Genomic DNA, 23,936 nt, shown 5'->3' on the forward strand with positions numbered 1-23,936 from the left:
GAACACCGTGCCGGAGAACGAGTTCCGCGTCCTCGACGGGCCCGCGCTGTGGAGCGCGCAGGCCCACCTGCCGTCGGTCCTCGGCCGCCAGCTCGTCGTCACCCGGGCGGCGGGCAGCTACGTGCACACCGCCGACGGCCGCGCCCTGTTCGACGGCACGGCGGGCCTGTGGCACGCCAACGTCGGCCACGCCCGCGCGGAGCTGGCCGACGCCGCCTACGCCCAGATGCGGCGCCTCGAGACCTACCACGTCTTCGGCCGCTACCTCAACGACCGCGCGCTGGAGCTGGCCGACCGGCTCGCCGCGCTGTCGCCGGTCGACGACGTCAAGGTGATCCTCAACAGCGGCGGCTCCGACGCGATCGACGTGGCCTGCAAGCTGGCCCGGCGGCACTGGCAGCTCGCGGGGCGTCCGGCCAAGACGATCGTGCTGAGCCGGGAGTTCGCCTACCACGGCCTGCACGCCTACGGCACCAGCATCGCGGGCCTGGAGTTCAACCGCACCGGCTACGGCAGCGAGTCGCTCGTCCCGGAAACCGCGCGGATCTCGGCCGACGACGTCACCGCGGTCGAGCGCACCGTGGCCGAGATCGGCGCGGAGCACATCGCGGCACTGGTCGCCGAACCCGTCCAGGGCACCGGCGGGGTGAACCCGCCGTCGCCGGGCTACCTCGAAGGACTGCAGCGGATCTGCCGGGACAACGACATCCTGTTCGTCGTCGACGAGGTCATCACCGGCTTCGGCCGCACCGGCACGATGTTCGCCAGCGAGCGCTACGGGCTACTGCCGGACCTGCTGACGTTCGCCAAGGGAGTCACCTCCGGGTACGCCCCGCTCGGTGGGGTCCTGGTCACTCCCGCCGTCTGGCGGCCGTTCTACCGCGACTCGCCGGACACCCCGGTCTTCCGCTACGGCTCCACCTACTCCGGTCACGCCACGGCCTGCGCGGTCGCCCTGCGCAACCTCGCCCTGCTGGAGGAGGAGAAGCTGCTGCCGCGGGTCGTGGAGCTGGAGTTCCTGCTGGCTCAGGAACTCGAGGTCCTGCGCACCGTGCCCGGCGTCGCCGACACGCGCGTCGCCGGCTTGCTCGGCGGAGTCACCCTCGACGACCACCTCGGCGCCGAAGCGGTGGCGGACGAGCTCGTGGACCACGGGTTCGTCACGCGTCCGCTGCGCGGGAACACGCTGCAGATCAGCCCGCCGTTCATCACGACCGACGACGAGCTCCGGCAGCTGGTGAAGGCGATCGGCACCGTCGTCACCGAGCAGGGCGACCGGCGCGGTTAGCAGACCCGGCCGGCGCGGATGTAGTGAATGAGTCACTCACCTCGTCCGATGACAGGAATGAGTCATTCCTGTCATCCGGCCGGCACGGTCATACCGTCGGGTCGGGGCCGAGGACCGTGTCCAGCAGCGCGCCCAGCTGGTCGAGCTGCTCGGTGGACAGCCCGCTGAACGAGTCCTCGATGACGGCTTCGACGGCGTCCTGGCCGGCGGCCCGCAGCCGCTCGCCTTCCTCGGTGAGCCGGTGCTTCACGGCTCGTCCCGGCCCCGGCACGCGCTTGATCAGCCCGCGGTCGGCCATCCGGACGGCCAGCGAGCCGAAGGACTGGTCGGTCTGGAAGGTCAGCACCGCCAGCTCGTGCAGCGAGGCATCCGGCCGGCGGTGCAGGTGGCGCAGGGTGTCCCACTGGACCAGCGAAAGCCCCAGCGGCGCCAGCGCGCGGCTCAGCGCGCGGTGGTGGCGGTACTGCAGCCGCTTCACGGCCAGGGAGACGTCGGAGGGGCGGTAGGGCATGGCGGAGAGCCTACCGCAACGATGTCAGGTTGCTTATATCAGGAACCTTAGATAAGGTTCCTGATATCAATTCGTGTCGAGAGCTGAGAAGGACCGATGAGCACTCCGATCCCCGCGGGCACCCTCCGGCCCACCCACACCCGCACCCTCCAGGCCGGCGCTGACGGCGCGGTCGAGATCGCCCTCCAGGACCGCGACCGCACCCGGCCGTTCCTGCTGCTGCACGGCGGTGGCGGCGTGCAGACCATGGCCGGCTTCGCCGATCTGCTGGCCGAGCGCACCCATTCGCGGGTGCTGCTGCCCACGCATCCCGGCTTCGCCGGCACCCCGAAGGCCGCCACGCTGACCGGCGTCACCGCACTGGCCGAGGCCTACGTCTCGATGCTCGAGCAGCTCGACCTCACCGACGTGACCGTCGTCGGCAACTCCTTCGGCGGCTGGCTGGCCGCCGAGATCGCCCTGTGCCACAGCCCCCGCGTCAGCGGCGCGGTTGTCATCGACGGCATCGGCATCGAGGTGGAGGGACACCCCGTCACCGACGTCAGCGGGTTGTCTCGGACCGAACTGCTGGCGCACTCCTTCCACGACCCGCGCAAGGCCCCCGTTCCGCCGGGCGGCGGCACCGGCCCCAGCCCGGACGTGGCGGCGCTGATCGGCTACACCGGCCCGGCCATGGCCGACCCGGCGCTCGCCGGGCGCCTGGCCGGGGTGGACATCCCGGTCCACGTGGTGTGGGGCGAGAGCGACCGCATCGTCACGCCGGAATACGGCAAGGCCTACGCCGCCGCGTTCCCGCTGTCGACGTTCACCCTGCTCCCCCGCACCGGCCACATGCCGCAGGTCGAAACGCCCGAGGAACTGCTCGGCGCGCTGCTCGACCTCGGCAATGAGTGACTTCCTCTCCCTGACAAGGAAAAACGCATGAGCACACCCCTCACGGTGACCCGGATCGGCCACGCCTGCCAGCTGCTCGAGATCGACGGCATCCGGGTCCTCACCGACCCGTGGTTCACCCAGACCGCGATCTACTACCAGGGCGAGCCCGTCACCGCGACCGTCGAATCCCTGGGCCGCCTCGACGCCGTCGTGGTCAGCCACGAACACTACGACCACTGCGACCTCGACGCCCTCGTCGCCGGGGGCTTCGACCTCGGGACGCCGCTCATCGGCCCCGGCACCGTCGCCACCATCGCCCGGGACAAGGGCTTCCGCGACGTCCGGGCCATCGAGGCGTGGGAGTCCACCACCGTCGGCGGCCTCACCGTGACCGCGACCCCGGGCGAGCACGGCGTCCACGAAGTCACCTTCGTGCTCCAAGCCGGCGGCCGCACCGTCTTCTTCGGCGGCGACTCGCTGCGCGTGCCCGAGCTGGACACCATCCCGCGGCGGTTCGGCCCGGTCGACCTGGCCATCCTGCCCACCAACGGACTGTGCGTCCGCCCGATGAACATGCGCCAGGTCGTCATGGACGCCGAAGAAGCCGCCGGACTCACCGCCGCCCTGCAGCCGACCCTGGCCGTCCCCCACCACTACGCCTTCCACAGTGGACGGCTCGGCGACCGGATGATCACCCGCGGCGACCAGGACCCCCGCCACTACGCCGACGCGGTCGCCCGGCTCGCCCCCGGCGTCGAGGTCCGGCTGGTCCTGCCGGGCACCCCGGTGACGGTCCCGTGAGCGACCGCGAGTTCATGCCCGTGATCGGCGACGACCTCCCGCCCGGCGAGCGGCCGATGGTGGCCGTCGTCCGGGCGGTCCCCGGCCACGAAGAGCAGCTCGCCGCCGCCATCGTGACGCTGACCGCAGCCGTCCGGCGTGAACCGGGCTGCCTGGAGTTCCGGTCGTTCACCGACTTCGCGAACCCGGGGGTCTTCTACCTCTACGAGATCTACGCGAGCACCGACGCGTTCCGCGCCCACCTGGAGACCGCCCACGTGGCGCGCTTCTTCACCGAACTCGCCCGGCACAGCACCACCGACGCCACCGCGCTGGTCCAGCTCGCCGAGCTGCGCGTGCCGTAGCGACCGCGCGCTGAGGCCCTGGCCCGCTTCACCGCGCCGGAGCGGCGAAGCAGGCCAGGGTCCCTCTCCCTCAACGTGCCCGCCGGGCTCGCGGCGGGCTCGACCGGACGCTCCCGGGGGTCAGCAGGTGGAGCCGGTCTGGGTGAGCAGGCCCAGCCGCCACGGCAAGCTGTTGTAGTCGCCGCCGGAGCTGGGGTCCCGGCCCTGGTACAGGTAGCGGATGTGGCAGGGGTCGATGGTCAGCGTCTGGTCGTAACCGGCGCGGATCATCTCGCCGTGGCTGATGTCCTTCGTCCACTGGCCACTCGGGAACGTGACGTTCGCCGCGCCGGCGAACGGGGCGCTTTCGGTGTCGGCCAATGCCGTCCAGGGCCCGGCGATGCCGCTCGACGTCCACGACCGGAAGTACCGTCCCTGCGCGCCGATCGCCTCCACGATCAGCAGGTACTGGTTCGCCCCGGCCACCTTGTACACATTGGACGCTTCGAACAACGCGTACCTGTCCGCGTCCTGGGCGGCGATGACCGGGTCGCTCATGCCGTCCGGGAAGTTCGCGACCGACGTCTGCGACCGGTACAGGTGCCCGTTGTCGTCCGAAGAGAACAAGTGGCAGTCGGCCGCGTCGCAGATCACCCACATGTCGACCCAGTAGCCGCTGCCGATGTTCTGCTGGATGATCGTCGGCATCGACGGGTAGAAGTGCTTCGGGGCGCTCCAGCCGGCGGGGTTGGAGATGTCCGGGTTCGTCGAGTACGCGGCGTTCCCGTCCTGGTACACCAGGTACCACAGCTTCTGCGGCGCGAAGTAGAACACCTCGGGCGCCGCGCGGTAGCCGGTGCCGATCCCCGACTGGTCCAAATAGTACTGCGGGGCCGAGCCGGCCTGGGACCAGTCCGTGAAGCTCAGGTACACCATGTTGTACCCGGCCGCGTTCGCCACGCTGGCGAACACGTGGTACTTCCCGTTCGCATACACGACCGACGGGTCCTTGATCCCGGCGATGTCGTGCGTCGCGTCGGACTTCGGCGCGATCAGCGCACCGCTCGAACTCCACGCGTAGCGGGACGGCAGGGTCCCGCCACCTCCCGTCGGCACGGTCCACTGCTGGTTGGCTCCGCCGTGGCAGGTCCAGATGATCACCTTGGAGCCGTTGGCGGTCGCGGCGCCGCTCACGTCCAGGCACAGTCCCGACCGGCCGTTCGTGAGGGTGCCGTTCCCGCCGGCGGTCCACTTCTGGGTGGCCCCGCCGGTGCAGTCCGCGATGACCGCCGCCGTTCCCGCGGACGTCCCGCCGCCCGCGGTGTCGAGGCACCGCTTCGTGTCACCGGAGTAGACGGTCAGCTCCCCCGCCGCCGTGCGGGTCCACTGCTGGTTCGCGCCGCTCCCGCAGTCCCGGATCTGCAGCTGGGTGCCGGCCGTGGTCGACGAGCTGGGCACGTCCAGGCACCGGTTCGCGGCCACGGCGCGTACCGGGCCGGTACCGCCGCCGGGATCCGGGTTACCGGAGTTGAGCGCGTCGAGGACGGCGGTGTAGGCCTGTTTCTTGCCGTAGTTGCCGTCGAACAGCAGCGGGGTGTCGCCCGACCGCCACGAGTACTTGTCCGTGACGCCCCACACCGTGATGCCGGTGCAGCGGGAGACCGCCATGCAGGCCTGGGTGACCTGCCGGTACGCGTTCGCCTGCGCGGCCCCCGAGCCGCCGATGTCCAGCTCGGTGATCTGGACGTCGACGCCGAGGTCGGCGAAGCGCTGGAGGTTCGCCTGGTAGCTGCCGAGGTTGGAGTTCGAGGAGAGGTGGCTCTGGAAGCCCACGCAGTCGATCGGCACGCCCCGGTTCTTGAAGTCCCGGACCATGTTGTAGATGCCGGTGCTCTTCGCGTTGATCCCGTCGGTGTTGTAGTCGTTGTAGCAGAGCTTGGCGTTCGGGTCGGCCGTCCGGGCGGCGCGGAAGGCGTCCTCGATGTAGCCGTCCCCGAGCTTCTGCTGGAAGACCGACTGACGGCGGGTGCCGTTCTCCTCGAACGCCTCGTTGACGACGTCCCACGCGATCAGCTGGCCCTTGTAGTGCCCGGCCACCTGGCTGATGTGGTTCAGCATCGCCGAGCGCAGGTTGTTCGCGTCCAGGCCGCCGACCCACGGGGCGAGCTGCTGGTACCACACCAGGGTGTGCCCGCGGATCTTCATGCCCCGGCTCACCGCCTGGCTGACGATCCGGTCCGCGGGCGCGAAGTTGAACTGGTTGCGGTTCGGCTCGACCGTGTCCCACTTCATTTCGTTCTCCGGCGTGACGCCGTTGAACTCCGTCGTCCACGTGTTCACGTAGGCCGCCTCGCCGAGGTGGCTCGTCGAGATGGCGGCGCCGAAGTACCTTCCGGTCTGCGCCGCCGCGGCCCCGAGCGTGCTCGCCGCCCCGGCGGCCACACCGGGGGACAGCACCAGGGCGGTCGCCGACAAGCCCGCGGTGGCCAGGACGGTGACGGCGGTCCGGAGGCGCCGCCGGCGGGGTGAGCCCATGGTCATGGCAACTCTCGTTTCGTCGGGAGGCGCGGTCAGCCGAGCGTCCACTGCTGGTTGCTGCCGCCGTTGCAGGTCCACAGTTCGACCGGTGCGCCGTCGGCGGTGGAGGCGCCGGTGACGTCCAGGCACAGCCCGGACTGGCCGCCGGTGACCGTGCCGTTGGAGTTGACGGTCCACTGCTGGTTGGCCTGGCCGTTGCAGGGCCAGGTGACGACTTTCGTGCCGGCGCTGGTGCCCTGGCCGGACGCGTCCAGGCAGAGGGTCGCGCCGCCGAGGGTGGCCGTCAACCGGCCGTCCGACGTGCGTGTCCAGGTCTGGTTCGGCTGACTGGTGCAGCCGGCGATCTGCAGCTGCGTGCCCTGCGTCGAATTCGGCGCGGCGAGGCACTTGCCCGCTCCCACGGCGTGCAGCGGGCCGGTGCCCGTGTTGGACCCGCCGGTGCCGTAGCCGGCCGCGGTGATGTTGGCCTGCACCGCGTCCTCCGTCGCGTTCGACGGGTAGCCCGACGTCATGACGCCTTCGTAGAACGTGCCCGCGGACCCGATGCTGTTGTCGCCGCCGGTGCCGAGGATGATGGCGCCTTCCTTGCGCATCGGGTTGTAGCCCGAAACGTTCGGCCGCTTGCCGTCGTAGAAGGTCGACAGGCCGCCGGACTGCGCGTTGCCGCCGCGGATGGCCCAGTGGTTCGCCTCGCCCTTGATGATCGCGGTCAGGTAGCGGTGGTTGATCGTCGGGTCGTTGGCGTTGTAACCGGCGTTCACCCCGGAGTAGAGGCCGTTCTCCAGGTCGGACATGATCCACGGCCCGTTTCCGGTGCCATAGCCCCAGACCTTGATGTTGCCGAAGTAGATGGCCTCCATCGTGCCGTTGCCGTTGTCCCGGCTGTTGCGCTCGGCGTTGCCGTAGTCGAAGCAGCAACCACCGTTGTAGTGCGTGCCGTCGAAGATCGCGTACATGCCTTCCGGCTGGTCACCGGTCGCGGTGCCGGTGGCGTTGTTGTTGCGGTAGCCGGTGCCGGGAGCCACGAACACGCCGTACGCCTTCTGGCCGCCGATCGTGATCGGCGCCGCCGCCGCGTTGGCGAGGTTGTCGTAGCCGCCGGGAGCCGGGCCGGAGAACCCGCCCGGCGGCGCCTGGGTCAGGTGGTTGTTGCGGCCGGACTGGTCGTAGATAACGGTGATCAGGCACGTCGTGCCGGCACAGAACGAATCCTGGGCCGCCGCGTTCGCGAGGCCACCCGCGCTCAGCACGCCGATGTCCCGCGTCGTGTTGTCCGAAGCACGCCGCACTTGGTAGAGCGAGCCGTTGTACGCGCCGTACAGCGCCCGGGTGGTGGAATGCGCGGCCACGCACGGCGTGCCGCCCGCGGCGTAGATGTCGCACGGCCCCTGGGTGGCGGCCTGCGACGTCGTGGCCGTGCCGGCCACCGCACCCGCGGCGAGCGCCACCGCCGGCCACAACGTTCTCCAGCGTGCGTTCATCGGCGAACTCCTTTGTCCGGGCCGGACGCGGCTAGCTTCGCGTCCACTTCTGGGCGCTGCTCCCGTTGCAGGTCTGCAGGGTCACCGGCGTGCTGTTCGCGGTGCCGTTCCCGCTGGGGGTCAGGCACAGTCCGGATGGGACACCGGTGATCGTCCCGTCGCTTCCGGCGTTCCACTGCTGGTTGGCGCCGCCCGTGCAGTCCCAGATGATCGCCCTCGTCCCGGCGGTGGTGCCGGCGCCGTCGGCGTCGAGGCACTTGCTGCCGTACACCTGGAGCTGCTTCGCGGAGTTGAGGGTCCACTGCTGGTTGGTGCCGCCGTTGCAGTCCCACAGCGTCACCTGCGTGCCGTTGGTCTGGGACACGTTCGGGACGTCGAGGCAGCGCCCGGCCGCCGTGTTGCGCAGCACGGAGGTCGAGCCGCCGCCCGAGCCGGCGACGGAGAGGTTGTCGAACTGCGCGGTCTCCCCCACACCCGTGCCGATCCCGACCTGGCCGGCCGGGAAGGTGCTGTCGGTGACCGTGCCGATCACCGTGCCGTCGACGGAGGCGGTGATGGTGCTGCCGGAGAAGCCCAGTGACAGCTTGTGCCAGCTGTTGGTGCCGAGCGCGGACGTCGTGCCGGTGCGCAGCGTCGTGTTCTGCTGGCTGGTGTTGTTGCGCCGGATCGACCAGGCGCCGGTGTCACTCACCCGCAGGTAGTACGCGTTCAGCGCGCCCTGGTTGCCCGTGTCCTGCGAGCCGGCCCGGCCGAGCAGCTCGACGTACCCGGCCTTCTCCAGCAGCACGTCCGTGCTGAGCGTGTAGTTGCTCCAGGCGATGTTGCCCAGCAGCGCGTACGGATCGACGAACTTCTTCCAGGGGATCGTCTTCTGCGTCGCGGCCTGGCGCACGCACGTGCCCGCGCGGCCGGCGCCGCACGCGGCGGTCTCGAAGGCGCCCTCCATGTCCATCAGGTACTTGGCTTCCTTGCCCTTCGCGTACGACTCGAAATCGTCGCTGTAGGGCAGGTTCAGCGAGCCCTGCGGCGGGCTCGTCGCGGTGCCCTTGCCCTGCCCGGTGGTGGTCGTGACGGTGTACAGGTAGCCGGGCTGGACGGTCAGGGAGTAGGCGCCGCCGCTCGGCGTGATGTCCGTGCTGTGCACGAAGTGGTCGCCCGCGTTGTTCGAGTTGAGGTTGGTCGCCCACACGTGCACCGCGCCGGTGGACAGCCCGCCGGTGACGTTCAGGTTCAGCGTCTGGGCCGAGGTGGCGTCCATCGTCTCGATGATCGTGCTGTAGTCGGTGTTGTTCGTCGACTTCAGCGAAACGTAGCTGCCGTTGTTGCGGTTCCCGCCGAGGTAGCCGCTGGACGAGTCGAGGTACTTCCAGCCGGGCGCGGTGAACTGCGTCGTGTGCGCCAGCGCCCACGCGTCCTTGCCGACCGAGTAGTAGCCCGACCACGGCTGGTTGGCGAGGATCAGCCCGACGGTCGGCCAGGGGATGTTCGGCGTGACGGCGGCGATGAGGTCCCAGTTGAGGTAGGCGGTCATCTTGCCGTCGAGGTAGACCCGGTTGATCCCGCGGGCCAGCGGCTTGGCGCCGTCGTTGTAGTCCTGGGAGCCGTTTTCGCTGGACCACAACGTCTTCCCGGTGTTCGTGACGTTGGCCGGCACGCTGCAGGAGGTCTGCGCGCTGAGGTAGCCGCAGGTGTAGTGGGCACTCAGCACGTCGGTCGCGTTGCGGTAGGCCGTGTTGGTCGAGATCGCGCTCGCGGGGCCCCAGTCGCCCGGCCACGAGTCACCGGAGATGATCTTGACGGCGTTGTACCCGTTGGCGTTGAGCGCGTTGCGGAGGGTGACGGTCCAGTCGGCGCTCCACTGCTTCTCGTTCTGGACGCTCGTGAGGTAGTCGATGGTCAGCCCGTGCTGCTTGGCGCACCCCAGCCACGACAGGTAGTAGTCCGTGAGGTCGTTGGAGAAGAAGGTGCCGTTGCCGATCCAGCCCGGCGCTCCCCAGGGCAGGCCCACGAGCTTGATGCCGGGGTTGCGCGCCTTGGCCTGTTCCATGAGCCACCACTCGTACCCGCGGTTGCAGTCGAGATCGCCGCGGAAGTGGGCGTGGCTGGGCTCCGCGCCGCTGGTGGAGTTGGTGTCACCGCCCATTTCCACCTTGAGAATCTGCAGGGCGGCACCGTAACCGGGCTTGAAGAGGTAGTCGAGGATCTGGCCGCGCTGCGGTTCGGGGTAGTCGATCAGCAGGCGGCTGTTGCCGCCGCCCCCGCTGACCGCGCCGACGCCGTCGAACGTGCGGCCGCCGGAACCTCCGTTGATCGTGATCGCGGTGGCCGCCTGGGCGGGCGCCGCGGCGACGGCGCTGCCGGCCACCGCCAAGACGACCGCGGCAACCGTCGCCACCGCTCTCCGCACGCTCCGGGGCAGGGTCGCGGGCATGGTTGTCCTCACTTTCGGCGAAGGGCGGCACCGGCGGAACTTTCGGGGCCGACGGCGAAACAATCGAAATTTTCAGCGAAAGAGGAAACGCACTTGCCCCGCCGGGGAGGCGCGCGGGAAACCGCCCATGAGAACCCCATCTTCGTCGATGGCGACCAGACCGGGCGTTAACGCTAACAGCCGTCCTGCCGCCGAACAACCGCCGATTCCGCGCAGTCTGCACGCCTTCCGGAACCGCGCGTCCGTCGATCAAGCGACCGGACATCATCGCAGTTCACGCCCCTGACGCGGACACCCGACGTCGGCCGGTTCCCGGTTCGCGCAGATGTAATTTTCTTGCCGCCCGGGTGAGAACAGCACGGGGCCCCCTTTTCGATCCCGTCCTCCCGGGCTACAGTCCCGGATCACTGGGAGCGCTCCCAGGACGTCCGGCGCCACCCAGCCGTTCGAAGGAGAATGTGCATGCGAAGCAGGACAGTGGCAGCCGGCGGGCTCGCCGCGGTGGCCGCGACCGGCGTCATCACCGCGACCACTTGGACCGGCGCACAGGCCGCCGAATCGGCGTACTACGTCGACCCTGGCACCAATGCGGCCAAGTGGGTCGCGGCGAACCCCGGCGACTCGCGCGCCGCGGTCATCCGCGACCGCATCGCCGCGGTACCGCAGGCGAGGTGGTTCACCACCACCAACACGTCCACGGTCCGCGCCGAGGTGGACGCCTACACCGGGGCAGCGGCCGCCGCGGGGAAGATCCCGATCATGGTCGTCTACGACATCCCCAACCGCGACTGCGGTGGCGCGAGCGGCGGCGGCGCGCCGTCCCACGACGCCTACCGCGCCTGGATCGACCAGGTGGCGGCCGGGCTGGCGGGCCGTCCCGCGGCCATCGTGCTCGAGCCCGACGTGCTCCCACAGATGACGAACTGCCAGAACAGCGACCAGCAGCGCCAGACCACGGCGTCGATCGCGTACGCGGGCAAGCGGCTCAAGGCCGGCTCCTCCCAGGCGAAGGTGTACTTCGACATCGGGCACTCCGCCTGGCTTTCCGCCGGCGACGCCGCGACGCGCCTGCGGGCCGCCGACATCTCGAACAGCGCCGACGGCATCTCGACCAACGTGTCGAACTACCGCGCGACCTCCGACGAAGTGGCCTACGACAAGGCGATCCTCGGCCAGCTCGGCGACTCGCGGCTGAAGGCCGTGATCGACACGAGCCGCAACGGCAACGGGCCGCAGGGCAGCGAGTGGTGCGACCCGGGCGGGCGCGCGATCGGCACGCCGAGCACCAACCAGACCGGGGACGGCCAGATCGCCGCGTTCCTGTGGGTCAAGCCGCCGGGCGAGGCGGACGGCTGCATCGCCACGGCCGGCCAGTTCGTACCCCAGCGGGCCTACGACCTCGCTGTCGCGGCCGGCCCGGTCCAGACCACCACCCCGACGACGCCGACGACCCCCACGACCCCCACGACCCCGACCACCCCGACCACCCCCACCACCACGACCCCGCAGCCGACCGGCGGCTGCAAGGTCACCCACCGGGTGGTCAGCACCTGGTCGACCGGGTACACCGGCGAAATCGTCGTCGAGAACCGCGGGACGGCCGTCGACCACTGGACGCTCACCTTCTCCGCCCCCGGCGTCAAGGTCGACCAGGGCTGGAACGGAACCTGGACCGACACCGGCGACGTGGTCAAGGTCGACAACGCGTCGTGGAACGGCAACCTCGCCACGGGCGCGACAGTCACCATCGGGTACAACGCGAGCTACACCGGCGGCACACCGCCGTTCCAGTCACCGACGCTGAACGGGGCCTCCTGCTCCTGATCGGCACGTCCACCGAAGGCCGCTCCGGAAGGGGCGGCCTTCGGGGAACCCCCTGTTTTCCTTCGAAATCCCGCACTCCGGCGGTTCCGGCTCGGCGTGAAACGTACATGGACGCGCATTCTCGGCATGTGCTACAACCCAACAACGTTTTCGCGAATCGTCGAGATTTCCCCGCCGGCCAAAGGGGTTTCGGATGTCGGGACACCGAACGCTGTTCAGAACCGTCGTGACCGCCGCGCTGCTCGTCCTGGCGGTGGGCGGCACGCCCCCGAGCGCCGGCGCGGCCACCGCGCCGAAGACCGGCACCGCGGCGGCGGGCACGCCGAGTGCCGGCTGCGGCAAGAATCCCACGCTCACCAGCGGCAAGCGCACCATCCAGAGCAACGGCAAGAGCCGCGACTTCATCCTGAAGATCCCCGACACCTACGACAACAGCACTCCGCACCGGCTGGCGTTCGGCTACCACTGGCTGGGCGGCACCGCCGAGCAGGTCGCTTCGGGCGGGAGTGACGGCTACGCCTGGGCTTACTACGGCATGCAGTCGCAGTCGGGCAACACCACGATCTTCGTCGCGCCGCAAGGAATAAGCAACGGCTGGGGCAACTCCGGCGGCGAGGACGTCACCTTCACCGACGACATGATCCGGCTGATCGAGAACGACCTCTGCGTCGACACGACACAGCTGTTCTCCATCGGGTTCAGCTACGGCGGCGCGATGAGCTACGCGCTCGCGTGCGCCCGGGCGACCGTCTTCCGCGCGGTCGTGGCCATCGCCGCGCCCGGCGCGATCAGCGGCTGCAGCGGCGGCACCCAGCCCATCGCGTACATGGGCATCCACGGCGTGTCGGACAACATCAGTGCCGGCCGCGGGCTGCGCGACACGTTCGTCAGGAACAACGGCTGCACCCCGCAGAACGCGCCGGAACCCGCCCCGGGCAGCAAAACCCACTACCTGACCGTCTACTCGGGATGCCGGACCGGGTACCCGGTGGTCTGGGCGCCGTTCGACGGCGGCCACCAGCAGGGTCCGGTCGACGGCTGCACCGGCTGCGAGAGCGGCGCGCGGAGCTGGGACAAGGCCGAGATCTGGAAGTTCTTCAGCCAGTTCGGCGGCAGCGACCCGAACCCGCCCACCTCGCCGGTGCAGGTCGGCGTGAACTACTCCCTGGTCGCCGCGCACAGCGGCAAGTCGGCCGACATCAACGGCGCGTCCACCGCGGCCGGCGCCACCCTGATCCAGTGGTCCTCGCACAACGCGGCCAACCAGCAGTTCGACTTCCTCGCCTCCGCCGACGGGTACTACCGGATCCGCGCCCGCCACAGCGGCCTCGTCCTGCAGGTCGCGAGTTCCGCCTCCGGCGCGGACATCACCCAGCAACCCGACACCGACGCGACGACCCAGCAGTGGAAGGTCACCGACCAAGGCGGCGGCGCGGTCACCCTCGTCAACCGGGCCAGCGGCCTCGCGATGGACGTCTGGGGCGCCTCCACCGCCGACGGCGCGCGGATTTCGCAGTACGCCCCCTCGGGCAACACCAACCAGCGGTTCCAGCTCCAGCGCGCCTGAGGACGGAGAACGACGATGCCCGACCTGACCCGGCGGCAGGCGATGCGGCTCGGTGCCGCGCTGGTGCCCCTCGTGTGGACGGCGACCGCCCGGGCCGGGTCGGCCGCGCCCGCGGACGTCCGCGCCGTGAACGACCTCGCGCTGTGGTACGACAAACCGGCGGGCACGGAGTGGCTGCGCGCGTTGCCGATCGGCAACGGCAGGCTGGGTGCCATGGTGTTCGGCAACACCGACACCGAACGCCTGCAGCTCAACGAGGACACGGTCTGGGCAGGCGGCCCGCACGACTACAGCAACCCGCAGGGCGCGGGGGCGCTGGCGCAGGTCCGGCAGCTGGTGTTCGCGAACCAGTGGACGCAGGCGCAGAGTCTCATCGACCAGAAGATGCTCGGCACTCCGGCCGGCCAGCAGCCGTACCAGCCCGTCGGCACCCTCAGCCTCGCCCTTTCCGGTGGGAGCACGGTGTCGTCGTACCAGCGGTGGCTCGATCTCACCACCGCCACGACGGTCGTGACCTACGTCGCGAACAACGTCCGTTACCGGCGCGAAGTGTTCGCCAGCGCCGTGGACCAGGCGATCGTCGTGCGCCTGACGGCCGAGACACCGGGCTCGATCTCGTTCTCGGCGTCGCTGGGCACCCCGCAACGGGCGACGGCGTCCAGCCCCGACGGCTCGACGATCGGCCTGGACGGGATTTCCGCGGACAGCCGCGGGATCGCCGGTTCGGTCCGGTTCCTCGCACTGGTCAACGCCGTCGCCGAGGGCGGGAGCACCACCAGTTCCGGTGGCACGCTGAGGGTTTCCGGGGCCGACGCCGTCACCCTGCTGATCTCGGTCGGCACCAGTTACGTCGACTACCGCACGGTGAACGGGGACTACCAGGGCATCGCCCGCACCCGGCTGGGCGCCGCCCGGGCCCTCCCCTACGACTCCCTTCGCAGCCGTCACGTGGCCGACTACCAGAAGCTGTTCGGGCGCACCACCCTCGACCTCGGCCGCACCGCGGCCGCCGACCAGCCGACCGACGTCCGGATCGCCCAGCACAACACCGTCGACGACCCCCAGTTCTCCGCCCTGCTCTTCCAGTTCGGCCGGTACCTGCTGATCTCCTCGTCGCGGCCGGGCACCCAGCCGGCCAACCTGCAGGGCATCTGGAACGACCAGATGAACCCGTCGTGGGAGTCGAAGTACACGCTGAACGCCAACCTGCCGATGAACTACTGGCCCGCCGACGTGACCAACCTCGCCGAGTGCCACGAGCCGGTGTTCGGCATGATCGCCGACCTCTCGGTCACCGGCGCCCGCACCGCGCAGGTCGAGTACGGCGCCCGCGGCTGGGTCACCCACCACAACACCGACGGGTGGCGCGGATCCTCCATTGTGGACTTCGCGCAGGCCGGCATGTGGCAGACCGGCGGGGCCTGGCTCGCCACCACGATCTGGGACCACTACCGGTTCACCGGCGACGCCGACTTCCTGCGCTCGCGCTATCCGTTGCTGAAGGGTGCCGCCCAGTTCTTCCTCGACACCCTGGTCACCGAACCTTCGCTGGGCTACCTCGTGACGAACCCGGCCAACTCGCCGGAGCTGAACCACCACGCGAACGCGTCCGTGTGCGCGGGACCCACGATGGACATGCAGATCCTGCGCGACCTGTTCGACGGCTGCGCGGGCGCGTGCCAGGTGCTGGGCGTGGACGCCGCCTTCGCCGACCAGGTCAAGGCGGCCCGGCAGCGGCTGGCGCCGATGAAGGTCGGCTCGCGCGGGAACATCCAGGAATGGCTCTACGACTGGGTCGAGACCGAGCAGAACCACCGGCACATCTCGCACCTGTACGGCCTGTATCCCAGCAACCAGATCAGCAAGCGCGGCACGCCCCAGCTGTTCACCGCGGCCCGCCGGACGCTGGAGCTGCGCGGTGACGACGGTACCGGCTGGTCACTGGCCTGGAAGATCAACTACTGGGCGCGCATGGAGGAGGGCGCCAAGGCGCACGACCTGCTCCGGCTCCTCGTGCGGACGGACCGGCTGGCGCCCAACATGTTCGACCTGCACCCGCCGTTCCAGATCGACGGCAACTTCGGCGCGACGTCCGGCATCGCCGAGATGCTGCTGCACAGCCACAACGGCGAGCTGCACGTCCTGCCGGCGTTGCCCCCGTCCTGGCCGTCCGGGAGCGTCGCGGGCCTGCGCGGACGCGGCGGCTACACGGTCGGCGCGGCCTGGAGCGGCGGCTCGGCGACGCAGCTGACCATCACGCCCGACCGCGACGGCGACATCAGGGTCCGCAGCCGGCTGTTCACCGCGGACTACGAGGTCCTCGACACCACGAGCGGCGCGAAGGTCCAGCCGGTCTCCGTCGAAACCGACTTGGTCGGCTTCGCGGGCCAGGCGGGCCACACCTACCGCGCGACTTCCCTCGGCGGGCCACCGCCGGTGGTGCAGCCGGGGGTGAACTACCGGCTCGTCGCCCAGCACAGCGGCAAGCAGGCCGACATCAGCGGCGGCTCGACCGCGGCCGGCGCGGCGCTGATCCAGTGGCAAGCCACCGGCGGGCTGAACCAGCAGTTCGACTTCCTCGCCTCCGACGGCGGCTTCCACCGCATCCGGTCCCGCGGCAGCGGCCTGGTCCTCCAGGTGGCGTCCACGGCCACCGGCGCCGACATCACCCAGCAACCCGACACCGGCGCGACGACCCAGCAGTGGAAGGTCACCGACCAGGGCGGCGGCGTGGTGAGCCTGGTCAACCGGGCGAGCGGCCTCGCCATGGACGTCTGGAGCGCCTCGACCGCCGACGGCGCCCGCATCTCGCAGTGGACCGTGACCGGCGCCGCCAACCAGCGTTTCCAGCTTCAGCGCGTGTGATCACCGGCGGTCGTGAGTGCGTAACAGTGTTCTAACACTGTTACGCACTCCTGGAGGCCCGCGCCGTGCGAACGGCCCGGCGTCGGCGTTCTCGTCGCCGGCGCGGCGATGCTGGCCGCCGCCGCCCGGCGCCGGTTTCCCGTGCTCGCGCTTGCTCGCCGCGGCCCTGCTGCTGGGGTGGTACCCGGCCGCCGGGGTCACGCTCGGTCACCATCACCCGGGCGGCCGCGGCGAAGGTGAACCAGCAGGTGCTCCGGATGGGCAGCACCACCGGGCTGCACCAGGGCCGGGTCACCGCCCTGAACGCCACGGTCAACTACCCCGAGGGCCGGGTCACCGGCCTCATCCGGACCACGGTGTGCGCCGAGGGCGGGGACAGCGGCGGGCCGCTGTTCACCCGCGACGGCAGCGCGATCGGCCTGACCTCGGGCGGCTCCGGCGACTGCCGCACCGGCGGCGTGACGTTCTTCCAGCCGGTGACCGCCGCGCTCGCCGCGGCCGGCGCCCGGATCGGCGGCTGAGCCGCCGCTGCCCGGCCCCCAAGCCCTAGCAGAAGTTCGTTGAGAACGCGCTGAGAACGCTCACGAGCGAGCGTGAACCCCCTGGCACCGCGCAGCCGTGCCCCGGGAAGCCACCCCTTGAGGAGATCACGAATGACCGAGTCCACAGTCGTCACCGAGCGCCGCGCCGCCGTCGTCCGCAACGACGGCGAGTACCGGCTGGTCACCAACCAGGCCGTGCCGGCCCGCACGCTGCTGTTCACCCTCGAAGGCGAAGTCACGGCGACGCCGACGCGCTACACCGTCCAGCTCGACGCCGGCCACCACATCGACATGCCCGCCGGCTGCCCGCTCGAAGAGGTGCTGGACCGCTATTCCTGGCGGTTCATGAACCACGCCTGCGAGCCGACCGCGGTGATCCGCGACCGGTCGGTGTTCAGCCTGCGCCCGATCCCGGCGTGGTCGGAGATCACCTTCCACTACGCCACCACCGAGTACGACATGTCCGAGCCCTTCACGTGCCAGTGCGGCGGCGACCGCTGCGACGGCGTCATCCAGGGCTTCCGGTACCTGCCCCAGGAGCGGCGCGAGGCGTTGCGCGCGCTGCTCTCGCCGTACCTGCTGGCCGTGCTCGACGGCCGGCTCGCCGAACCCGTCGGGGCGTGAGGGGTGAGCGAGGCGTTCCAGCCGGACGTGACAGCCCGCGGCTCGGCGGGACCGGCGCTCCTGCACCACTTCTTCGAAGAGTCGGCCCGGCGCCGTCCGGACGCGATCGCCCTCGACGTCCCGCCCTCCGGCGGGCGGCCGCGGCGCACCGCCACCTACCGTGAGCTGCACCGCCGGTCCGCGGCCGCCGCCCGCGTGGTCCAGCAGGCGGTGCGGCGGCCGGGAATCGTCGCGATCCTCCTGTCCCGCACGACCGAGGATCTGTATCTGGCTCAGCTCGGCGTGCTGCGGGCCGGTTCGGCGTACGTCTGCGTCGACCCGTCGTTCCCCGACGAGCAGGTGGCCCACATCCTCGGCGACGCCGCGCCCGCGCTGCTCGTCACCGACCGGGCCGGGCAGGAACGGGCGGTCCGGGCCGGCTACACCGGCGCGGTGCAGCGCGTCGACGGTCCCGCCGAGCCCGCCGCCCGGCCCGTCATCGCGCCGGCGGCGCCGCCGGGACTGGCTTACGTCATCTACACCTCCGGGACCACGGGCAAGCCGAAGGGCGTGCTCGTCGGGCACCAGGGCGTGGTCAACCTGATCCGCTCGAACGTCGCCGAGTTCGGGCTCGGGCCCGGCGATCGGGTGGCCCAGGGGTCTTCGCCCGCGTACGACTCCTCGGTCGAGGAGGCGTGGATGGCGTGGGCGTGCGGCGCCACCGTCGTCGTGATGGACGACGAGACGGCCCGGCTCGGCCCCGACCTCGTGCCGTGGCTGCGGAACGAGCGGATCACCGTGCTCTGCCCGCCGCCGACCCTGCTGCGCGCGACCGCGTGCGAAGACCCGCGGCGGGAGCTGCCCGACCTGCGCCTGCTCTACGTCGGCGGGGAAGCCCTGCCTGCCGACGTCGCCGAGCGCTGGGCCCCGGGCCGCCGGATGGTCAACGGCTACGGGCCGACCGAGTGCACGGTGACCTGCCTGCGCGCCGACGTCGAACCCGGGAAGCCGGTCGCCGTCGGCAAACCGGTGCCGGGCATGCGGGCCTGGGTCCTCGACGAACAGCTCGAGCCGGTCAAGCCCGGCGAGAAGGGCGAGCTGTGCATGAGCGGCGCCGGCCTGGCGCTCGGGTACCACGGCAAGCCGGAGCTGACGGCGGAGAAGTTCCCGCGGCACCCCCGGCTCGGCCGGCTGTACCGCACCGGCGACCTCGTGCACGCCGAGGCGGACGGCACGCTCTTCTACCACGGCCGCATCGATTCCCAGGTCAAGCTGCGCGGCTACCGGATCGAGCTGGAGGCCATCGAGTCGTCCCTCGCCCGGTTCCCCGGCGTGCGCGAGGCGGCGTGCCGGGTCCAGGGCGAGGGCGCCGGCCAGGTGATCGCCGCGCACCTGGTGCCCGACGGCGCGATGCCGGACACGGCCGCGCTCAAGGAACACCTGCGCAAGGCCCTTCCGGCGTACATGATCCCGGCGGTCTTCGGCGAGGCGGGAACCCTGCCGCGCAGCGCCGGCGGCAAGCTGCGCCGCGACGACCTGCCGGTGCTCGCGACCGGGCGGCGGCACGCGGCCAGGACCACCGGAGGCGAGACCCTCGGGAACGAGACGGAGGAGTTCATCGCGGCCGCCCTGCGCGAGGTGTTGGCCACTGCGGACATCGGCGCCGACGACGACTTCTTCGACGACCTCGGCGGCAGTTCGCTGCAGGCGGCGATGCTCATCTCGAAGCTGCGCGTCAACCCGCTCACCGAGGCCATCGCCGTCCGGGACGTCTACCGTGCCCGCACGGTGTCCGGACTGGCGAAGCTGGCCGCCCCGGTGACCCACGACGAGATCGACGCGGTCGCGGCCCCGGCACGCAGCGCCGTCTCCATCACGATGGCGCAGGCGGCCTGGCTGTTCGCCGAGCTGGCGATCGCCGCGCCGATCGGCTGGTTCGCCGTGTTCGTCGCGCTGCCGTGGCTGGCCGAGCGGATCGGGCTGGTCCCGCTGATCGTCCTGCTCCCGGTCGCGCTCGTGGTGGTCGCCTTCGGCTGGACGCCGCTGGCCGTGTTCTTCGCCGTGCGCGCGAAACGGCTGCTCATCGGCAAGTTCGAGCCGATGCGGGTGCCGGTCTGGAGCGGGTTCCACCTGCGGCTGTGGATCGTGCGGCACCTGCTGCGGTTCGTGCCGTGGGGCACCATCGCCGGCACCGAGTTCCAGAACATGGCGCTGCGGCGGCTCGGCGCCCGGATCGGGAAGCGCGTGCACATCCACCGCGGCGTCGACGTCGTCCAGGGCGGCTGGGACCTGCTCGACATCGGCGACGACGCCACCATCAGCCAGGACGCCCAGCTCGGCCTGGTGCAGCTGAGCGAAGGCCACCTCACGATCGGCCGGATCACCGTCGCCGGCGGCGCCACCGTGGACGTCCGCGCGGGCATGTCCCCCAACACCCGCCTCGGCCGCGGTTCCTGGCTCGCCGCGTTGTCGTCACTGCCGTCCGGGACCGCCGTGCCCGACGGACGGCGCTGGGACGGCGTCCCGGCGTACGACGCGGGCCCGGCGCCCCGCGTGCCCGTCCCGGTCGTCGGCGGCAGCGTGCTGTCGCCGTTCGCGCACGGGCTCGCCACCATCGCCGCCCGCGCCCTCTTCACCTGGGTGTTCGCGCTGCCGCTCTCGATCGTCATGATCGCGCTGGTGCTGGCCTTCGACGTCACCTATCCGGCCCTGCTGGACGCGGTCACCCGGCCGTGGGCCCACCTGATGTTCCTGCTCGTCTTCGCCGTCGCCAGCTGCCTGTCGCTGGTGGTTTCGGTCTGGGCCGAGGCACTCTGCGCCCGGGCGCTCGGCCGGGTCGAGGAAGGCGTCATCAGCCGGTGGAGTCCTGCCTACATCCGGGTCAGCCTCAAGACCGGCCTGGTCACCACGGCCGGGAACTGGCTTTCCGGCGGGCTGTTCTGGCCGGTGTGGCTGCGCTGGGCCGGGATGAAGGTGGGCCGCGGCTGCGAGATCAGCACGATCATCGACGTCGTCCCGGAGCTGGTCGAGATCGGGCCGGACACGTTCTTCGCCGACGGCATCTACCTCGGCGGTCCCCGCATCCAGCAGGGCACGGTCACCCTCGCGCGAGTCCGGCTCGGGCACGACACGTTCCTCGGCAACCACGCCGTCATCCCGGGCGGGCAGCGCCTGCCACCGGACATCCTGATCGGCGTCTGCACGGTGGCCGACGACCGCGTCATGCTGCCCGGCACGTCGTGGTTCGGCCACCCGCCGATCCTGCTGCCGCGCCGCGAGATCGTGGAAACCGACCGCAGCCTCACGCACGACCCGTCGTTCGCGCGGGTGGTCACCCGGGTGTTCTGGGAGTGGCTGCGGTTCGCGCTGCCGGTCGCGCCGCTGGTGGTCATGACGGCCTGGTTCGCCGGAATCGCTTGTGCCGCCGGCATTCTGCCGCTCGCCGCGTTCATTTTCCCGGGCGCCGCCGTGGTGACGCTGGCGGCCGGGGTCCTGCCGTGCCTGATCGTCCTCGCACTGAAGTGGGGACTGCTCGGGCGGGTCAAGCCGGGCGTGCACCCGCTGTGGTCCTGCTGGTGCAGCCGGTGGGACTTCCTCTACGTCGCCTGGGGTGTCATCGCCGGCGGGGTGCTGTCGGCGCTGGAAGGCACCCTGATGCTGCCGCTCTACCTGCGCCGGATGGGCATGGACATCGGCAAGCGCGTGGTGCTCGGCGAGGGTTTCGCCCAGGTCGTCGACCCCGACATGCTGCACTTCGGCGACGGCGCGACGGTCAGCGCGATGTTCCAGGCCCACACGTTCGAGGACCGCGTGCTCAAGATCGACCACGTGTACGTCGGCGCGCATTCGACCCTCTCGCACGGCACGGTTCCGTTGTACGGGGCCGAAATCGGCGAGCACGCCTACGTCGCCCCGCACAGCGTCGTCATGAAGCAGGAGCGGCTGCTGCCCCGGCTGCGCTACGCGGGCGTCCCGACCAAGGAGCAGAAAGCCCCTTCGCCGCGGACGAACCCCGAGCCGATGACCCAGCCGTTGCGGCAGGCCGGGCGGCAGCGGCCGGTTCCCGAACCGCCGACGCAGGCGTTCTGGCAGTTCGACCGGACCTTCGCGGTGCCCGGCGAGCAGCCGAGGCCCCGGTCGCTGCCGGTGGGCCGGCACGCCGCACCGGCGGCCGGACCACGAAGCCGAGGAGGCGTCTGATCGGTGGAAGGGGTACCGGCGGCGGCTGGGGCTTGGGGAGGGCTGGCCGCCGTCCGGTGCCGCTTCCGCGTCGGCCGATCCGGTGACGCCGTGGTCGTCGCGTTCCATGGCACTCCCTTCCGCTGTTCTATGCTCGGTACCACGGGCGCCCGCCGGCATCGGTGAACCGGCTGGAACCGACCGCCCGCCGGGCGGCTGGTGACGGCCGGCCGGTCGGCGGGCCGGACCGGCTCCAGGCGAACCATCGGCCTTGCCGGGCGTCCTCAGAGAGTGATCACTCCCGAGGAAGGGCCGGCGATTTGGCCCTCTTGACGAGCCGGCCACCGAGCACCGAAGCGGTGACCCCCGACGCAGGCGGACGTCCGCCGGGCCGGTTGCGGCGGCACCGGCGGTGGTGGTTCGCGCTCGCCGTCGTCGCGCTGCTCGCCGAGATGGCGATCGCCATGGTCACGACGGCCGTCGAGCAGACCCCGACCATCGACGAACCGGTCTACGTCGGCACGGCGGTGTTCTCCCTGGAGCAGCACAGCCTGCGGTACAACCCGGAGCACCCGCCGCTGGGCAAGCTGATCATCGCGACCGGGCTGGCCTTCGCCGACGTGCACGTCGGCCCCGCCTTCGACGGCGACCAGACCCAGCTCGGCCGGCACGTGCTGTACGAGTCGGGCCACGACCCTGGCCGGCTGTTGCTGCTGGCCCGGCTGCCGGTGATCGTGCTGACGCTGGTGTTCGGGCTGGTCGTCTTCGCCTTCGCCTGCGAGCTGACCGGTCCGGCCGGCGGGCTGGCCGCGCTGGCCCTGTACGCGTTTTCCCCCGACCTCATCGCGCACGGGTCCCTGGCCACCCTGGACGTGCCGATGGCCGGGTTCCTGCTGACGTCGGCCTGGCTGCTGTGGCGGGCCCGGCGCCGCCCCGCCTTCTACCTGCCCCTCGCCGGGCTGGCCCTCGGCGCGGCCGTGGCCACGAAGATGAGCGCGCTGGCCGCCGTCCCGGTGGTGGTGCTCCTCGCCGTGCTGTCCGTCCGGCACGCCCGGCACGCTCCCGGCGACGGCCTGCGCAGAACGGTCCGGCACCTCGGGCTCGGCGTCGCGGCCGCCGCCGGCGTGGCGCTGATCGCCATCGCCGTGGTGTGGGCGTCCTATCTCGCCGTGGATCCCCGGCTGCGCTGGACCGCACCGGCGGGCCTGCCGCCCGCCGACGGCCTGCGGGCGCTCGCCGGGTGGCTGCCGCTGCCCCGGCCCTACCTCGACGGGATGCGTGTCCAGTTCGGCTTCGAGGACCAGGTCTGGAGCACTTTCCTCTTCGGCAGCCTCCACGTCGGCTCGCTGTGGTACTACCTCCCGGCCGCGCTGCTGGTGAAGACGCCGCTGGGCGCGCTGGCGCTCTGGGTGGCCGGCGCCGTCGTGCTTGTGGCGGTTCCCCGGCTGCGCCCGGCGGCACCGTACGTCCTCGTGCCCTCGGCGGTGCTGCTGGCCGTGGCCATGACCGGCAGCCGTGACCTCGGCGTCCGGTACGCGATCTTCCTGCCGATGTTCCTGGCCGTCGCGGCGGCCGGGGTGGTCGCGATCCGCCGGCGCTGGGCGCACGTCGCCGTGGCGGCGCTGGTCGTCTTCTCCGCGGTCAGCTCGCTGCGGACGTTCCCCTACTACCTGCCGTACGCCAACGAGGCGTTCGGCGGCCCGGCGGACACCCACCGGTGGCTGCACGACTCCAACGTCGACTGGGGCCAGGACCTGGGCCGGCTGGCCGCCCGCTTGCGGCAGGGTTACCCCGGTGAGCGGGTGTGGCTCGTCTACAAGGGAAGCGGCGTGCCGTCCGCCTACGGCATCGACGCCGCCGACCCGTTCGGCGTGCCACCCGAGGAGGTGCACGGGCTGCTCGTCGTCTCGGATTCCGCCGTCGCCAAGGCCGACAGCCGCCTGGCCACGCTGATCCAGGGAAGTACACCGGTCGACGAGGTCGGCCACTCCATCACGATCTTCCGACGGCCGTGACGGGGTGGACAAGGTCATCGCCCGCTACGCCGACCACCGGAGCCGCCGCCAGTGGTGATCCGGGACCGGACCACCCGCTGATCCGACGATTT

The 23,936-nt window shown here is 71.1% G+C and carries 15 protein-coding genes; 11 read left to right on the forward strand and 4 right to left on the reverse strand.

Going from position 1 to position 23,936, the window contains the following annotated elements:
- The first annotated feature begins 7 nt into the window (after positions 1-7).
- Entirely contained in the window at positions 8-1,288 is a 1,281-nt protein-coding gene (locus CF165_RS20825) for an aminotransferase family protein (RefSeq protein WP_093949204.1), read from the forward strand.
- Between the two features lie 88 nt (positions 1,289-1,376).
- Here the strand turns inward: CF165_RS20825 and CF165_RS20830 are convergent, their stop codons facing one another.
- A complete protein-coding gene (locus tag CF165_RS20830) occupies positions 1,377-1,799 on the reverse strand; it encodes a MarR family winged helix-turn-helix transcriptional regulator (protein WP_093949205.1) in 423 nt (140 codons plus the stop codon).
- 96 nt (positions 1,800-1,895) lie between these two features.
- Here CF165_RS20830 and CF165_RS20835 point away from each other — a divergent pair, with 96 nt between their 5' ends.
- The 3 genes from CF165_RS20835 to CF165_RS20845 are packed head-to-tail and all read left to right on the forward strand — an operon-like array spanning position 1,896 to position 3,820.
- On the forward strand, positions 1,896-2,693 hold the full coding sequence (locus tag CF165_RS20835) for an alpha/beta fold hydrolase (RefSeq protein WP_093949206.1): 798 nt from the start codon (positions 1,896-1,898) through the stop codon (positions 2,691-2,693).
- Positions 2,694-2,720: 27 nt separating this feature from the next.
- On the forward strand, positions 2,721-3,476 hold the full coding sequence (locus tag CF165_RS20840) for an MBL fold metallo-hydrolase (protein WP_093949207.1): 756 nt from the start codon (positions 2,721-2,723) through the stop codon (positions 3,474-3,476).
- Positions 3,473-3,820, forward strand: coding sequence for a putative quinol monooxygenase (locus CF165_RS20845; protein ID WP_240521691.1), 348 nt, complete (start codon positions 3,473-3,475; stop codon positions 3,818-3,820). Before CF165_RS20840 ends, CF165_RS20845 begins: the two co-directional genes overlap by 4 nt.
- 120 nt (positions 3,821-3,940) lie before the next feature.
- Here CF165_RS20845 and CF165_RS20850 read toward each other — a convergent pair whose 3' ends face one another.
- Genes CF165_RS20850 through CF165_RS20860 form a run of 3 tightly spaced genes read right to left on the reverse strand, consistent with a single transcriptional unit; the run spans position 3,941 to position 10,249 of the window.
- Complete coding sequence (locus CF165_RS20850; RefSeq protein WP_093949208.1) at positions 3,941-6,340, reverse strand: non-reducing end alpha-L-arabinofuranosidase family hydrolase; 2,400 nt, start codon at positions 6,338-6,340, stop codon at positions 3,941-3,943.
- Between the two features lie 29 nt (positions 6,341-6,369).
- Positions 6,370-7,818 carry an arabinofuranosidase catalytic domain-containing protein gene (locus CF165_RS20855; protein ID WP_240521692.1) on the reverse strand — a complete coding sequence of 483 codons (1,449 nt, stop codon included), beginning with the start codon at positions 7,816-7,818 and terminating at the stop codon, positions 6,370-6,372.
- 31 nt (positions 7,819-7,849) lie between these two features.
- Entirely contained in the window at positions 7,850-10,249 is a 2,400-nt protein-coding gene (locus CF165_RS20860) for a ricin-type beta-trefoil lectin domain protein (protein ID WP_093949209.1), read from the reverse strand.
- 477 nt (positions 10,250-10,726) lie between these two features.
- On the opposite strand from CF165_RS20860, the gene CF165_RS20865 reads away from it, so the two are divergent.
- From CF165_RS20865 to CF165_RS20895, 7 genes are all read left to right on the forward strand, one after another.
- On the forward strand, positions 10,727-12,073 hold the full coding sequence (locus tag CF165_RS20865; protein WP_093949210.1) for a glycoside hydrolase family 6 protein: 1,347 nt from the start codon (positions 10,727-10,729) through the stop codon (positions 12,071-12,073).
- A 193-nt stretch (positions 12,074-12,266) separates the two neighbouring features.
- Complete coding sequence (locus CF165_RS20870) at positions 12,267-13,640, forward strand: RICIN domain-containing protein (RefSeq protein WP_093949211.1); 1,374 nt, start codon at positions 12,267-12,269, stop codon at positions 13,638-13,640.
- 15 nt (positions 13,641-13,655) lie between these two features.
- Entirely contained in the window at positions 13,656-16,505 is a 2,850-nt protein-coding gene (locus CF165_RS20875) for a glycosyl hydrolase family 95 catalytic domain-containing protein (RefSeq protein ID WP_093949212.1), read from the forward strand.
- Between the two features lie 65 nt (positions 16,506-16,570).
- Positions 16,571-17,026: a S1 family peptidase gene (locus CF165_RS53645; RefSeq protein ID WP_338023425.1), complete on the forward strand. Its 456-nt coding sequence runs from the start codon at positions 16,571-16,573 to the stop codon at positions 17,024-17,026.
- Positions 17,027-17,158: 132 nt separating this feature from the next.
- Entirely contained in the window at positions 17,159-17,671 is a 513-nt protein-coding gene (locus CF165_RS20885; protein WP_093949214.1) for an SET domain-containing protein-lysine N-methyltransferase, read from the forward strand.
- Between the two features lie 3 nt (positions 17,672-17,674).
- Positions 17,675-21,850: a non-ribosomal peptide synthetase gene (locus CF165_RS20890; protein WP_205660921.1), complete on the forward strand. Its 4,176-nt coding sequence runs from the start codon at positions 17,675-17,677 to the stop codon at positions 21,848-21,850.
- Positions 21,851-22,188: 338 nt separating this feature from the next.
- Positions 22,189-23,844, forward strand: coding sequence for an ArnT family glycosyltransferase (locus CF165_RS20895; RefSeq protein WP_240521694.1), 1,656 nt, complete (start codon positions 22,189-22,191; stop codon positions 23,842-23,844).
- Positions 23,845-23,936 lie beyond the last annotated feature (92 nt).

It is taken from the genome of Amycolatopsis vastitatis, assembly GCF_002234595.1.
In the GTDB taxonomy this organism is placed as follows: domain Bacteria; phylum Actinomycetota; class Actinomycetes; order Mycobacteriales; family Pseudonocardiaceae; genus Amycolatopsis; species Amycolatopsis vastitatis.